Origin of the sequence: Bacillus cereus group sp. RP29 (genome assembly GCF_040459765.1) — a bacterium.
Classification (GTDB): Bacteria; Bacillota; Bacilli; order Bacillales; family Bacillaceae_G; genus Bacillus_A; species Bacillus_A paranthracis.
This window is the reverse complement of the sequence record NZ_JARVHN010000002.1, coordinates 241,532-256,700: the sequence shown is the minus strand read 5'-3', so window position 1 is coordinate 256,700 and position 15,169 is coordinate 241,532. Positions and strand designations below refer to the sequence as shown.

The window sequence follows — 15,169 nt, the reverse complement described above, 5'->3', positions numbered from 1 at the left end:
ATGGATTTATGTCAAATCTACTGAACCCTCAAAGCAAACCTTTATAAAAAGGTTTGTTAAATATTATTCCCACTACTCATAATCAATTGCATTTTAATTTTCTTTAATAAGTGTTCATAAAAGTTGCCTGCTTCTGGATAGATACCTTTCTCATGGGCACTTCAGTTTACAAAAAGATATTAATTGTTCATTATTTTTACGTGAGCTAAACAATAGGAATGCTTAATAATAATATATCCTATCGAAACTCTAATTAGAATGGTATGAATGATAAGTAGCAATTGATATAATTGTATTAGGAGCATTTAGGAGGATTATTAGTGGAAAAGTTAAAAGTACTATTTCAAAACACCTTATATATAGCATACCCTCTACTAACTGGAGTTGAGGGTAGTGAAAGAGTTTTAAATAAATGGCAACAGTTCTATCAAGATGTAGAAAAAGACTTACAGGCAATTTTCAACTCAACTTATTCATCACAGACTTTTGAAAGGTTAGTGAAATGGGTTTCTAAAAAGGAAGCCTTAGGTTTATCTGCGATAGACATTCTTCCAAAATTAGATAATCATAAGGAAGAAATTTTCGAATGCTTAAAAGACGACTTATATATGGAATTTGGAATTAAACTACCTGTTATCAAAAAAGAATTGCCTTTAGATTCAGAGGCTAAGAGCGAGTATATAGAACGAAGTAATGCAGGATTTATGTATCATTTATCGGACACCATTGCTAAGAATAAGTTTACAGATGATCAAGATAAAAATGTTCGTATTGCGCAATTGCAGGATAAACAAAATAGTCTAGTCGTAGTATCGTCACACGACGATGGTGATATGAAGTTACAAAGGGAAGAGTTAAAAAGATGGAATACTTTGATTGACTCTACTTTTTTAACACGAGTAATGGATGATTTAACGGCGGACTGCCTCGATATTGTTACAGAACTATGGGTAAAGAGTGCAGAAAATGATAAGACTATTGTGCCTGTACATTATGAACAAATATTAGATATGTGTAATATGAAGCAAATCAAAAATGGTAAGGCTTATTATCGAAAAGAGGACAGATTAAAGATTATGGAGCGTTTAGCTGCTCTTGCTAGTATTTTTATTTATGTTAATGAAGATAATGAGATCGTGATATTGAATGAAGAGGATCCGAATGAAACACTAGCATATAAAAAACAAAGAATTAGAAGATTGTTTGTAATGGATGAAATTATCATTGCAAAAGATATTGATACGGATAAAACATTAGGAATAGAGAGTATGAACGTTACTCCAGGTAGTTTTTTATCGAAATATCTATATGGTTCTGAAAAGTTAACAGGTTTATTATCTAAGAAAGCATTGGAGTATAACAGCAAGCAGCAGAGATATCACAAAAGGTTAACTAGATATCTAAGTTGGCGTTGGCGTATTCAACAATCATATCAACATCTAACTCATTCATATAGTATTGGTGGTCCTAAAGGGCTATTACAAGTAATGGAGATAAGTATGAATAGAAAACCAAGCCTAATAAGACAAGTTTTCGAAAAGACGTTAGATGATCTTATGAGAGACCAAGTAATTCAAGAGTGGAAATACTCTCCTGAAATCGATGAAGAAAAATGTAAGGGAAAAAACTGGTTTGAAAACTATTGGTTAAAATTGAAAGTCATTATTTCTCCTACAAATGAACTTGTTAAATTACAACAAGAGTTAATAACTAAGAAAAATAAACAACAGGTACCATTAGTTATCGAGATGGAAGAAAAGCCATCAGTAATTGAAGAGAAGCCTGTAAGTATACTAAACCAAGAAATTCCTAATAGTATTGAGTTCTATATCGAAAAAATGAACACGTATAAAGAGAAGAATAATAAAAGTATTCGTGGGTTAGCGAAAGAAATTGATATTTCGTATTCAACGCTTTCAAGGATGTTATCCGGTCAAAGAAAACGATTAAATGATGATACAAAAAATAAACTGGATAAGTGGATAGAGAGACAAGAAGTAATGAACTTATTATAGAAAGCCTATAAAAATGATAAGAGGGGAAGGGAATAAATATGGCCGAAAACATCAGCATGTTACAAATAATAGATAGGGATAATTTATGTAAACTCCGAAGCAATTTCATTAAAGAAAATTAGTTCTTTATGCTAAAAATTCAAATGAGTTTGTGAAGAAATTAAAAAGAAGCAGGTACCTCTCCCTTTAAAGGATCTGCTTCTCTTTACATTGACTCTATAATCATTTGTCTTTCATACCACTTTTTTAGTTTTTCATTAACACTTTTTGAAATACGCTTCATTTTGTTATTACAGAATCTTGATAGTGTAGCAGGGGATAAACCTATTTCATCTGCTATCTCACGCATTGTTTTATTTTGATGCATATGCTGATACATAATTTTTTCTCGTATCACATCTTCTGATCCTTCAGGAGTTTGTTTTACTGTCTCTGCAATATAATGGTCCTCCTGCTTCTCTTGCATATCTATTGCTTTTTTCTTTACCATACTATATATATTATTCATTAATTCTTTTGGTGGTAAGATAATGATTCCTAATTTGGAATAGTAATTCTTAAACCAATTACGTTCGCCTATCTTTGTTTCATCCAATTCCTCTGCATACGCCCAATGTGAAATTACATTTTCTTTTTCTAAATCATTTAAAATATTCTCTAATTGTTCACGAGTTCGAGTTGGGCGACCCTTTGTGGGTGTAATACCCATTACAGATAGTAGACCTTTTTCTCCACCAATGGAGTATGGTCTTTTTAAAGTACTGTATTGTTGACGGATTCTCCACTGCCAGGATAAATAACGTATTAAACGTTTATGAAACTTGTGTCTATAGCTATTATACTCTAATGCTTTTTTCGATAATAAAGCCGTTGTGCTATTAGATCCATACAAATAGCCCGATAAGAAACTACCCGGTTTAATCTTACAGGATTCTATCCCCATATATTCATTTGTATTCTTATCTCTCCATAACACTACAGAGTCCAGTACGAATAGCCTTTTGATTACTTCACGTTTTACTTCAAATTTTTCCCCAGTTTCAGCTTGATCGTTCAGTACTACAACTTCATTATCATCATTCAAATAAATAAAGATGCTTGCTAACGCTGCAATACGTTGTGCTACCTTTATCTTATCTTCTGCACGATAATACTCTACACCATTTGCTGATGCTTTTGGCATATTACATAATTCCAATACATTCTCATAACTAAAATCTATGAATTCATCTGGTGATTTAGCTTGATTTAACCATTGTATTGTAATGGTATCTAAACAGTCTGCTGTAAGATCATCCATATTACTAATTACTCCATCAACCAATATAGACCATCTTTCCGCTTCATTTGTATTCACTAATCTCAAATCCTCATCCTTATGTGAAGATAGTTGTGCTACTCCGCTTGAATTTTTTGTTTCTAATGGCAGTACCGGTTTTGCCGCTGCTTCATCTTCTTCAAACTGATTTTTTGCTATTCCATCACGTAATTGATAGTACATTGCGTCATTTGATACAGGATAATATTCGTCAGGCATATCTGCTATACGCTCTTCTATCTGACCATGTTCAGGATTTGAAATTTGAGTTGGTTCAGCTGCTTCAAACTTTTCTCCAAACTCTTGTTCAATGATTTTATCTAATACATTTTGAATCTCAATTTTATATTTATCTAGATTCGCGTAAATGTGCAATAACGATATTCCTTGTTCTTGTTTCTGCCCCAGCCAAGAAACAAGTGTTGAGAAAGAAGGGGATATATTAGCTGAAGTTACTAATTTATCGTGATTCTCTTGGACTTCGTTATAATATTTTTGCCATTTGGCCCATAACTGCTTATTATCTTCATAGATTGGAGCAGCAAGTAGGAGGGCGTCACTGAACAATGCTATTACTCTCTCCATATTTAAGTACCTCCTAATAATGTTATTAACCAATATAATTAAATCCTAACAATATGAAACGTCATAGCTATATGATGGCTACATAACCTTTAAGTTGAAATGTTATCTGAATAATTCACACAATTATTGGTTTTTACTCGTTTTATTGTGGGTCATTTTAATTCTATTTACTTGTCTTTAATTATATAAAACTGCTTCTATTTGTAAAATCACTACTTTACAATACAATTTCAATTTTTAAAAGTAAATTAGTTAAATACACTGATTTTTGCTTAACGACTAGTAACTTGTTACTTTAGGTCACAACTAAAATACACCAGCTGCTTCTTAATTGAAACTGAATAGCTTTATCATGGCTACTACTTTTTATTTGAAACTATGTAGCCTTATTATGGCTATAAGCTTTTATTTCAAATTTTATAGCTTTATCACGGCAATTACTTCTTACTTGAAATGCATAGCTATATCGCGGCTACTACTTCTTACTTGAAACTGTATAGTTTTATCATGGCTATAAGCTCTTATTTCAAATTTTATAGCCATATCGCGGCAATTACTTCTTACTTTTAATAATGAATAGCTATATAATGGCTACAATTTCGTAATTTATGAAACGTTATAGCTATATGATGGCTACAACTTTGAAAAAATGAAACGAGAATATCTTGAAAATCATTTGATTAAAAAATTTTTTTATTCTATTAAAATTAGTAATAAACGTTGATATAAAGCCATTTCATAAAAAACGAAAAAAAACAAGCTAAAATCATTATAGCTATATGATGGCTACAACTTTCACTGTGAAAATCACAACAAAGCTACACACACCAAGGGTTACAGCAGTTTTCAATAAAATATAACTTGTTGTAAAAACATGAAACGTTATAGCTATATGATGGCAGTAAACATGAAACGAACTGAAACGTTTATAGCTATATGATGGTTACAACTTTCACTGTGAAAATCCCAACAACCTATATGTACCAAGGGTTACAGCAGTTTTCAATAAAATACAACTCGTTGTAAAAACATGAAACGTTATAGCTATATGATGGCTACAACTTTCAAACGAGATTAGATGAAAACCCTATAAAATCAATGGTTTCGAGGGATTTATCCCACTACATAATACGTTTCATATTCAAAAAACTTTATAGCCCTATGGTGGCAACAAACTTTTTTAAATGAAACGTCAAATCCCTTGTCGCACAAGGGATTGAGGCACGTTTCATTTTTTTATTTTTCCTCTTAAAGGGACAGATTTCGCCAGTATTCGATTTGATATAATCAAAAATGAAAATCTATATCTAATTGTGGGGAAAACTGCAACTTAAAATAAAAGGAGGTGAAAAAGATGGCAAAACCTTTCGTTATAAAGAACAAACGTAGTTTGAATGGTGAAACAACAACACCAGTAATTGTAACAATTAAATCATGGCAAAGGTTAGTAGAAGCTTTAGAAGGTAAGTATTACAGTTTTAAAGATACTTATCTAGAAGACATTGTGAAGTCAATGTCCTATGAAGAACGAATTGCAGATGAAGAAGGATTTGTTGCTAAAGCAAAGCCATCTTTTTCACTGAAAATGAAAAAGATTGTAGATAAAGTAAGTGAATTTGATAAAAACGAAGGCAGAAAACATAAACTATATGGTATTACAAATGCTGATCTAGAAGTATTTCTATTTCTTCATAAAAAATGTAATACATATGGTGAGCTTTCACATGTATCGATCCACATGCTTTGGGAAGATTATAAAAATTATAAAGAAGCATTTGCACATATTCACCACTCACAATTTTATGTAGCTTTGAAGAAGTTAAGTTTCCATAACATCATTACAATCGAAAATGAATACAGTGGTAAATATAAAATTACCTTAACTGATTTCATGAATAAAGAAACGAATAAAGCAAATGCCTATACATTTATTAGCCCGATAGTATTTACCAAAGAATTCTTTGAGTTATCAATTGCAGCTAAGAAACTATTCATGGATGTAGCAATGCAGCAGAAACGCGAAACTACCCTGAAACGTTCTTTATTCAAAGTGGATGAGCAAGGAAACTCAACTCATTTTGGTGGTATGTATCGTTACTTACATAAGAAATACCCACATCAGATTCGTGCTGTACTAGATGAATTAGAAACAAAACTTTCTGCAACTGGATCTCCTTTATTTAAAATTTGTAAGTTAGAAAAAGGGAAGAGGAATAAAAAGCAATACACAACATTGCATTTATCTGTACATCCTGATTTCTTATGCGCGAAAGAAGAAGGAGCAGAATACCGTGATCCTTTTACACCACGAGATACATATAAGCGTAAAGTTAAATTCATTGAAAACTTGTTAGTTGAAATGAACATTGCTGAATTTGCAAAGGATATGAACCAATTCATTAACGTTTTAAAACACTCTTGTCACCGTCAAATTCGCCAAGTAGTTCGTGGCTTACGAGAAATGATTGATCGACAAGAAGGATATCCTAAAAAGCTTGTTTATACACTAAGTAAATTATTAAAGCAATCTTCTCAATATCGTGTATTAGACACAGCTGCTAAAACTGGTATTTATCCTTTAATTACACACAATGTACCTAAACATGATCAAGAAGAGGCCATTTTTAAATTCGGTACTCATTTTGCTATATACTCTTTACGCAATGTTCAAAAGCTATTCCGAAAAGCGCATGACCTGCTTCATGCAAAATATGCTGTACCTGTAACTATAGATGCTTACCATCGTAATTACATGCAGTATCAAGAGGAATCACTATTTAGAAAATATGCTTATGAACAAGGAGTAAATATTAACGCATATACAGCATTAGAAATTGAAATTCGCGAACTCTTAAAGTCCAGTGGACATAAAGGAAATCAAATCCCTAGCGATATTCGTGAACTGTTCATTGAAAAAATTGATAAATTGCCGAAAGAAAAGATCCGTGTAATTGAGGTCCCTGAAGACTTTGATTTAATCCAGTTTCTTCATTCTTTAGAAGCATACTACCGTTCAACAAAAGAAGTACCACATACTGTTGATCAGCTGCTTCCAGCAATGTAATGATAAGCTCTCTATTTTTGAAAAAAACAAAAGTAGAGGGCTATTCGTGTTGGAAATAGCATTTAAAGTGGATTGCTTCAAATAAAAAAGAGAGGCGTTTTCATTAAACTTGAAAACTTCCTCTCTATTTTTATGCAATTTCATATATTGCAGACTGAGTAAATTTTATTATTCACAAGTTTCCAAGTTTATAAATCTGAATTTTCTGTCTTTAAATTCGTTTATTATCTACAAAAAAACATAAACTTTTTTTATTATTGTGTTGATATCTTAATAAATTAGACCATGTGTGTATAATATATTGCTCGAAATACAGTTCTTATAGGCTTTTACCTTTAAATCTACTTAAAATCAGAAAAATCTATGTTAGTTATGTTTAAAAAGTGGATACTGTTTCTAACTTTGATCACTTTGTTAGTAGTTTGTGTATAGTTTTCATCTAAATGTGGAAAATTTGTTTGTAAGTCCTTAAGATTTAGTTTTATTATTTATTCAGTTTTCCGCATTAATATAATGATGATTATATGTAGGTTTTATATTTCCACTTTTTGATTTTATGTAGTTTAAAACCGTAACCATAAGTAATAATTACGTTTCCAGTATTTGTTGTTTATGATTTTTTATGACTAAAATAATAATGGACCCTTGCTACAGCAAGAGTCCAACACTACTTTTTCTTTGTATAAAAGTTTTATCTTTATTCTTTAAATATATTAAAGATATATATTATATTAGGTTTTATATTACAGTAATACTTACTATAGGGAAGCGATTCTGTGTATAACCAATTTCATTTCTAAATGGAATTGGTTTTTTATGTATTCTAATAAACATTATAACTGATTCTAAAAAAATTTAATATAAAACATAATTTTTTTCATTTTCTCTTAGATTTCCGAAAAAAGTAAATCATACTTAAATTAGATAGTTGATTAGTGGAAATTACAATGAAATTTGTAATCTCCTAACCATTTAAAAAGAGAGGTGAAGACATGGTAAAAAAGAAATCCCAGAAAAACCCCGAAAAAAAGAAATTTACATTCTTTAAAAAAGCAAAAAATAAAACAACAGAAATATTAGATATGCAACAAGAGAATTCAGAAGCTCTTAAAGAAAAGAAGAAACGTAAAACAAGGGAGAAAGTTCCAGCGATAACAGGAAGAAAAGTAGGGAAGGTTACATTTTGGTTTGTAATGGGATTTGTGGTTGTAGGAAGCTCCCTTTCATTTATCCAACTTGCCGGTCCTCCTAGAGCAGTAGCTGTTCAGGAAAAGAAAGAGGAACCTGTAAAAATTAAAATGTCTGAAGCAGAATTAATTGCATATGCGAATAATTTTGCTGCTAATTATTTTAATTGGAAAGTTGATATGAATGTAGCTGAAGAACGAAGAAAACGATTAGAGAAATTTCTAGTTGAAGGATCTGATGAGCAAGGTGGATTAAATAGAGACACTTTAAAAAACGCTTCTAGTACTTTAGTTAAATCGGAAGCAGTAGAGGTCCGACAAAAGGGAAATGAAGCAGAAGTTACATTAAAAATCATTCAAAAACTAGAACCTGTAAATAATCCTGCTCCTGGAACGACACAAGCTCCAGACACACCAAAAGAACCAAAAGAAGTAACAAGGTACTTCTCAATTCCAATTTTAATGGAGAAAGGGAAAATGGTAGTCCCTAACAATCCTACAATCGTTCATGGAGAGAGAGAAAAGGCGGCTTATAAAGTAGCAACTTTCAAATCAGAAGGACGAGAAATTAATACAGATGCAGAAATAAAAAAAGTAGAACAATTTTTACAATCTGTATTTAAAGTGTATACAGAAGGAACACCAGAAGAAATTGCTTACTACTTTGAAAAAAGTAATATAACAAATGGATTAAAAGGTATTATGACATTTAGCAAATTAGAAAACCTACGAATTTATGAGGATAAGGATAAAGAATATAGAGTCTTAGTCGATGCCAAATTAAAAGATAATGATAGCAGCTTAGAGTACACATACACATATGATTTAAATCTTGTAAATAAAGATAACAAGTTTTCAATTAGCTCTATGAAGAAATTTGAAAACACATTAGAGAAAGTGGAGGGTAAATAATTATGGAGCTTTTGGGATTAGATATGGTTGCTCAGCAATTACCTGCTATTACGGATGCAGCGGTCTTAGGCAACATTAATTTTGGAGTAAATGCAAAAAACTGGTTAGTAGCTCAGTTAGGTCCCATATTTTTAGTTGTAGCAATCATCGGTGTAATAGTTTTACTTGTAAAAAGACAAATGGCTGGTCTAATTGGTTGGTTAGTACTTTGTGCGATTGTATCTGTGTTTGTATTCACTCCAGATGTATTCAAAGACCTTGGAACAAAATTATATAATTTATTATTTAAATGATCATTTGTAAAAAATAGAAATTTTAAGGAGTTGGTATAAGTGATTCAGAAACCGACTCGCAAGGAAGTAAGGACTTACAACTCTATATGGGATATTCCTAAGAGTTTATATGGGATAAGGGATATAACACTCCCTTTCCCTGTACCTTACAGACAGCTGGGGATTTTTGTTGGAACATTATTAATAATATTATTCTTAGAACAGATTTTACCATTAGGAAATAACGTCTTTTTCAAATATCTAATATTACCTGGTGGTATAGCGTACTTCTTTGGAAATGTAGAATTGGATGGAAAAAGTCCACACAAATTTATATATCGATTCTTTGTATTTACATTTGAAAAAAAGAAGTTGAGTCGTTATAAAGATACAACTGGCAATATTGGAAGCTATCAATATAAGACAGTAGTTCGATTTAAGGATGATTCAATTAAGAAAAAGTAATTAATTAATCTATACGGAAGAATTAGTTTAGTCTCATATTCTTCTCTAAGGAGGCACAAATGAATCAGGTTGAATTTCCAGTCAAATATTTTCATGATAATTTGATTTTTAACCAAGATGGTTCTTGCTGGGCGTATTATGAGGCATACGGGATTCCTTATGAATTTAAAGGAGACGATGATAAAAATACGTTGTTTATGCGACAACTCGGCTTATTTTGGAATTATGAAGAAGAAAAACATCTATTAATGATACCTGTTTATCAGAATTTCAAAGAAAAAGCCGATGAGTTTAAAGAAACAGTAAGCGGTGAACTAAAAGAGCTGGCAATCGATCATACTGATGACGTTGTCCATGAGTTAGAAAGAAAATTTGGTAAAAACGCTGTAGAATATCGCTATTTTATAGGTGTGAAATTAAAAGTAAGACACATACAAGAAGGACTTAAGGAAATGCTTTACACTGCATTTCATACCTTTAAAAACACTGCAGAACAGTTTGGACTACTTGGTGATACAAAAATATTAAAAACTGATTTGGAGATGTATAAGCGGGAAGCTAGTGCCTTTAGAAACAAAATAAGAAAACATTTAGCAGTAAGAAGTTTAGAAACAAATGAAACACAATGGATTGTATTACGAAACTTCTATCGTACATTGGAAGCACCTGTTACAGCAGGATGGACGCCACCAGTAATTGATGACGATTCTGCAATCTTTCCGAATCAAGAGAGTTTATTACGTTTAACAGAATCAGAAGTAGAGGTTAAAGGAAGACATATAGAAATGTCCCAAATTGGTTCTGATGGATTAGATTATCCAGCATATATGAGTTTCTTATCGGCATCCAAGATTCCATATACAATGGAGTTTCCAGACCAAGAGTGGATGTATATGATCCAAAATATAGATTTCCCAATTGAACTAAGTGTACGCACAGAAAATATTAACCATCGTAAAGCTCTATCTAAACTAAATAAAAAGAAAAAAGATTTAGAAGATCAAGAAGCACATGCAAGGGAAAATTCACAAACTGTTGGATTAAACGTGTATGAAGGTGTTCAAGAAGCTACTGAATTACAGGCCCTTATACAAAAGACACGTATGCCACTTGTTAAGACATCGGTATCCTTCTGTATATGTGCTGAAGATTTAGATACAATGCGTCGAAATACCAATTCACTTATTTCTATTTATAGAGAGATGATGATTGAACTAGTAAGACCATATGGAGATCAGTTCCTGCTGTTTAATGAATTTATCCCTGGTGCTAGAAGATATGTAAATGATTATATACACTTTATGGAGCCTGGGGTTCTGGCAGCCGGTATGTTTGGTGCAACACAAGATTTAGGTGATAATATCGGATTTTATATAGGTACAACTGGTATTTTAAACAAAGCGGTTTATATGACACCTTCTCTCGCAGCGACAAATACTGTTGCAAATCAAAAAACGAGCGCACTTTCAGTTGCAGTAACAGGAAGTACTGGTTCTGGTAAATCATTTGGAACAAACTTAATTGTTTACCTAGCGGTACTGGGAGGAGCCCAAACTCTGATAGTCGATCCAAAAGGTGGTGCGACACGTTCCTAAGTGAAAAGCTTAGGCATTGTCGAACTTACAGTTCAACAGTGAACTGTCATTCCAAGAAGTCAAATGATAGGGTAACGCCTTGAAGGGCTTCCTTTAATACTCCGACATGCAGTGAAGTTAGCAAGAGCTGAACTGTATGAAGCTCGGTGAAGTCGGTTGAGAGTTACCGTAATCCTATAGGATGCGAAAGTCACTCAGAGGTGGGTGATGTAACCTATAAATCGGAAGTCTATAAATTACCTATGGTTAGTATGCACTATGAACCAATTGAGTATGGGATGTGCGGACGAATCTCTGATGGTACGGGTCTATATCGGAAGTAAGTCGAAAGGCTTACTGGCACAATTAGTGTCGCTACTGTGGATGAGTAAAACTCGCCTTTATGAAAGTCCATATATTGTTACAGGCAATATCAAGGTAGCAGGCTCATAGGAGAAACCTAACGGTATATGTACAGATAGGAATGACGGAACGTGGTAAGCTGTCAACACTGAGGGCTTGCTTCCAATGAAGTGGTTCTAGGGAAAACAATTGTAAATTGTATAACCTAGGTTTATGACAGTGAAAGTGGTGGCATAGTACCTATGAAACGTGTAATGAACGTGGAGGGATAGCCACTAGTCGATTGAAAACTGACTGTTACTTATGGTTGACATGGTTTCGAGTAAGACTAAAGAGATGTAAACCTCCAGTAAATAAGGGGAGGTTACAGCCCATGTTAAAGAAAACTAAACTAAGGCACAGTGAATATTACGACATGCAAACAAAGTATGATGAGTTATATTCAAATAGCCTTAATGGTAACAATTTCTATAAATTAATTGATATTATCGGTTCGGAAGAAAATATTAGATTAGCATACCGCAACATCAAAACTAATAAGGGGAGTAACACGGCTGGAGTTGACAATTTAACCATTAAAGATATTTGGCACCTAAACGATACAAAGATTGTTCATGAAGTTAGAAAACGATTAAATAACTATCAACCACAAGCAGTTAAAAGAGTTCTTATCCCAAAAGAGGGCAGTGATAAGAAGCGACCCCTGGGGATTCCAACAATTTGGGACAGATTAGTACAACAATCTATCCTCCAAGTATTGGAACCTATTTGTGAAGCTAAGTTTCATAACCATAGTTATGGATTTAGACCGAACAGAAGTACACACCATGCACTCAGTAGAGTTGTAAGTCTTATTAACATAGGTCACCAACACTATTGCGTTGATATTGACATTAAGGGGTTCTTTGATAATGTATGCCACAAAAAGCTATTAAGGCAAATGTGGACTTTGGGAATAAGAGACAAATCGCTTCTATGTGTTATTTCAAAAATCCTTAAATCAGAGATAGAAGGAGAGGGTATTCCCAATAAGGGTACTCCGCAAGGAGGAATTATTTCTCCTTTACTTTCCAACATTGTTCTAAATGAACTTGATTGGTGGATAAGTAGCCAATGGGAAACTTACAAACCTCACAGAATATCTACTCGGCATCTAGGGTTTCGACAATATGCTAGGAAGTACACGAATCTAAAATGTGGTTATGTAGTGAGATACGCGGATGACTTCAAAATAATGTGTCGGACTTATGATGAAGCGCAACGCTTTTATCATGCGACAGTTGATTTTCTCAAATCCCGTTTGGGATTAGAAATTAACGCCAAAAAGTCCAAAGTGGTTAATCTCAAGAAAAACTCGTCAGATTTCCTTGGATTCAAAATCAAAGTGGTTAAACAAGGTAAAGCTAAATTTGGACATATTGCAAAAACCAGTATGTCCGACAAAGCTATTACAAAAGCTAAAAGACAACTAAAAGAACGGATCAAAGGAATTCAAAAGGAGCCCACTTCAGAGAAAGTTACTCAATTTAATTCAACCCTTCTTGGTATACAAAATTACTTTAAATATGCGGTTACAATTTACATGGATTTAACGGAGGTTAATTACTCTTTGCGAAGAGTCATGAGAACCAGACTTAGAAACAATATGAAGCACATGAAGTTCTGTGAAACATCTGTGAATTTTAAAAGGAAGACCAAAGGAATACAACCCAACTCTAAGATTTACGTTGTACAGAACACTCCACTCTTACCAGTTACAGGAATACATCATAAAAACCCGTGGAATTTCTCGCAGGTTATCTGTAACTATACGGAAACTGGGCGTAATAAAGTACATAGTAATCTTAAGGCAATACCTAAGGATGTTCTCAACCAAGTTATGAGGACTTATTCGAAGAATAAAAGTATTGAGTACAACGATAATAGGATATCAAAATACGTTGCTCAATATGGTAAGTGTTATGTAACTGGTGAGGAAATTGGTATTGAACGTGTTCATTGTCATCACATTGTTCCCGTTAAACAAGGTGGGGATGACAAGTACAACAACTTGGTAATTGTAGATTGGTTTATACACAAACTGATTCACATGACGAATCTTAATAAGATTACACATTACCTTCGGTCTTTTAACCTTAATAAGATTACACATTACCTTCGGTCTTTTAACCTTAATAAGATTACACATTACCTTCGGTCTTTTAACCTTAATAAGAAACAAATGGATAAACTGAATGTGCTAAGAACTAAAGCTGGAAATGAACCGATAGTAACATAATTTGATTTAAAAGTCAGTTGGAAACGATGGAACGCCGTATGCTAGGAAACTAGCACGTACGGTGTGAGGTGGGGGAAAAGGTGGAGATTGCATCAAAGCCTTACCTATCATCATAGAGGGGGAACTGGACAGAAGATTTACACGGCTTAGAAGGTAAGGTAAATGTAATTACACTAGGTACTGATAGACGAGATGAAGGGAAACTAGACCCATTTATCATCCATAAACATAGCAGAAAAGATGCAATTGAGTTAGCAATGACAATTCTTACTTTCATTACAGGTATTAAACCTGATAACTCGGAAAAATTCCCGCGTTTGGCTTCAGCTGTAGAATTTGTTGCAGGGATGGAAGAACCGTGCTTAACAGCTGTATCTCAATACCTTGAAGATAGTGAGGATAAAGTGGATCAACAATTAGCTGCTCATATTCAAGCTTTTGAGAATTTATCCTTTGCACACTTAATCTTTGGTGATGGAACAAATAGAGATATTGAACTTGATACAGCAGTGAATATCATACAAATTCAGCATCTTGATATGCCAGATATTCAAAAAGATCCGAAAGATTATACCTTACAAGAAAATTTATCAGTTAGTATGCTGATGTCTCTATCTTCTTTTGCAAGAAAATTCTTTCAAAAGGATCCTACTAAATTCAAAATTGTTCTATTAGATGAAGCATGGGCAATCATGGGAACTTCTCAAGGGCGAGAGTTAGCTCGTAAGCTAGTTCGTGAGGGTCGTGCCTTAAACTCAGCAGTATACTTTGCTACTCAAAGTGCAAGTGACCTTGGAGATGAGACATTTAAGAATAATATCGGTATGAAGTTCTCATTCCGTAACACAGACAGTAAAGAAATTTCTTCAATCTTAGATTTCTTTGGATTACCTGATAATGAGGAAAATCATGCGATTGTTACTAATTTGGAAACAGGACAATGCTTGTTCCAAGATATCCAAGGAAGAACAGGTGTTGTCACAATGGATGTAGTGTTTAAGGATTTATACGATGCATTCGATACAAGACCAAATGCAAGAAAGAATTATAGAAAGTCAAATGATGATGAAAAGCAGGAAGTTAATGCAACCTTTGTCGAAGAAGGGGGAGAAAAAATAAATGTAGGAGTGAGTTAA

Annotated in this window: 7 protein-coding genes and 2 pseudogenes; 8 read left to right on the top strand and 1 reads right to left on the bottom strand. The window is 33.1% G+C overall.

Features of this window, described 5'->3' with window-relative positions:
* Positions 1 to 320 precede the first annotated feature (320 nt).
* A complete protein-coding gene (locus QCI47_RS29395) occupies positions 321 to 2,015 on the top strand; it encodes a hypothetical protein (protein WP_000413212.1) in 1,695 nt (564 codons plus the stop codon).
* 205 nt (positions 2,016 to 2,220) lie between these two features.
* Here QCI47_RS29395 and QCI47_RS29390 read toward each other — a convergent pair whose 3' ends face one another.
* Complete coding sequence (locus QCI47_RS29390) at positions 2,221 to 3,918, bottom strand: helix-turn-helix domain-containing protein (RefSeq protein ID WP_000442643.1); 1,698 nt, start codon at positions 3,916 to 3,918, stop codon at positions 2,221 to 2,223.
* A gap of 1,354 nt (positions 3,919 to 5,272) precedes the next feature.
* Here QCI47_RS29390 and QCI47_RS29385 point away from each other — a divergent pair.
* The 7 genes and pseudogenes from QCI47_RS29385 to QCI47_RS29355 all read left to right on the top strand — a co-directional run.
* Positions 5,273 to 6,982, top strand: a complete 1,710-nt coding sequence (locus tag QCI47_RS29385; protein ID WP_001118187.1) for a hypothetical protein — start codon at positions 5,273 to 5,275, stop codon at positions 6,980 to 6,982.
* A gap of 992 nt (positions 6,983 to 7,974) precedes the next feature.
* On the top strand, positions 7,975 to 9,081 hold the full coding sequence (locus QCI47_RS29380; RefSeq protein ID WP_242290958.1) for a conjugal transfer protein: 1,107 nt from the start codon (positions 7,975 to 7,977) through the stop codon (positions 9,079 to 9,081).
* 2 nt (positions 9,082 to 9,083) lie between these two features.
* Positions 9,084 to 9,374, top strand: a complete 291-nt coding sequence (locus QCI47_RS29375) for a hypothetical protein (protein ID WP_000421394.1) — start codon at positions 9,084 to 9,086, stop codon at positions 9,372 to 9,374.
* Positions 9,375 to 9,413: 39 nt separating this feature from the next.
* Complete coding sequence (locus QCI47_RS29370) at positions 9,414 to 9,818, top strand: TcpE family conjugal transfer membrane protein (protein WP_000615187.1); 405 nt, start codon at positions 9,414 to 9,416, stop codon at positions 9,816 to 9,818.
* 59 nt (positions 9,819 to 9,877) lie between these two features.
* Positions 9,878 to 11,395: pseudogene (locus tag QCI47_RS29365) on the top strand (ATP-binding protein); the annotation flags it as partial.
* 733 nt (positions 11,396 to 12,128) lie between these two features.
* The gene (ltrA, locus tag QCI47_RS29360) at positions 12,129 to 14,033 is read left to right on the top strand and encodes a group II intron reverse transcriptase/maturase (protein WP_086405073.1); all 1,905 of its coding nucleotides are present in this window, start codon (positions 12,129 to 12,131) and stop codon (positions 14,031 to 14,033) included.
* Positions 14,034 to 14,149: 116 nt separating this feature from the next.
* Positions 14,150 to 15,169, top strand: a pseudogene (locus QCI47_RS29355) (ATP-binding protein); the annotation flags it as partial.

Coding starts and splice junctions, on each gene's coding strand:
- QCI47_RS29390 (WP_000442643.1), bottom strand. CDS start 3,918: ATGGAGAGAGTAATAGCATTGTTCAGTGACGCCCTCCTACTTGCTGCT.
- QCI47_RS29385 (WP_001118187.1), top strand. CDS start 5,273: ATGGCAAAACCTTTCGTTATAAAGAACAAACGTAGTTTGAATGGTGAA.
- QCI47_RS29380 (WP_242290958.1), top strand. CDS start 7,975: ATGGTAAAAAAGAAATCCCAGAAAAACCCCGAAAAAAAGAAATTTACA.
- QCI47_RS29375 (WP_000421394.1), top strand. CDS start 9,084: ATGGAGCTTTTGGGATTAGATATGGTTGCTCAGCAATTACCTGCTATT.
- ltrA (WP_086405073.1), top strand. CDS start 12,129: ATGTTAAAGAAAACTAAACTAAGGCACAGTGAATATTACGACATGCAA.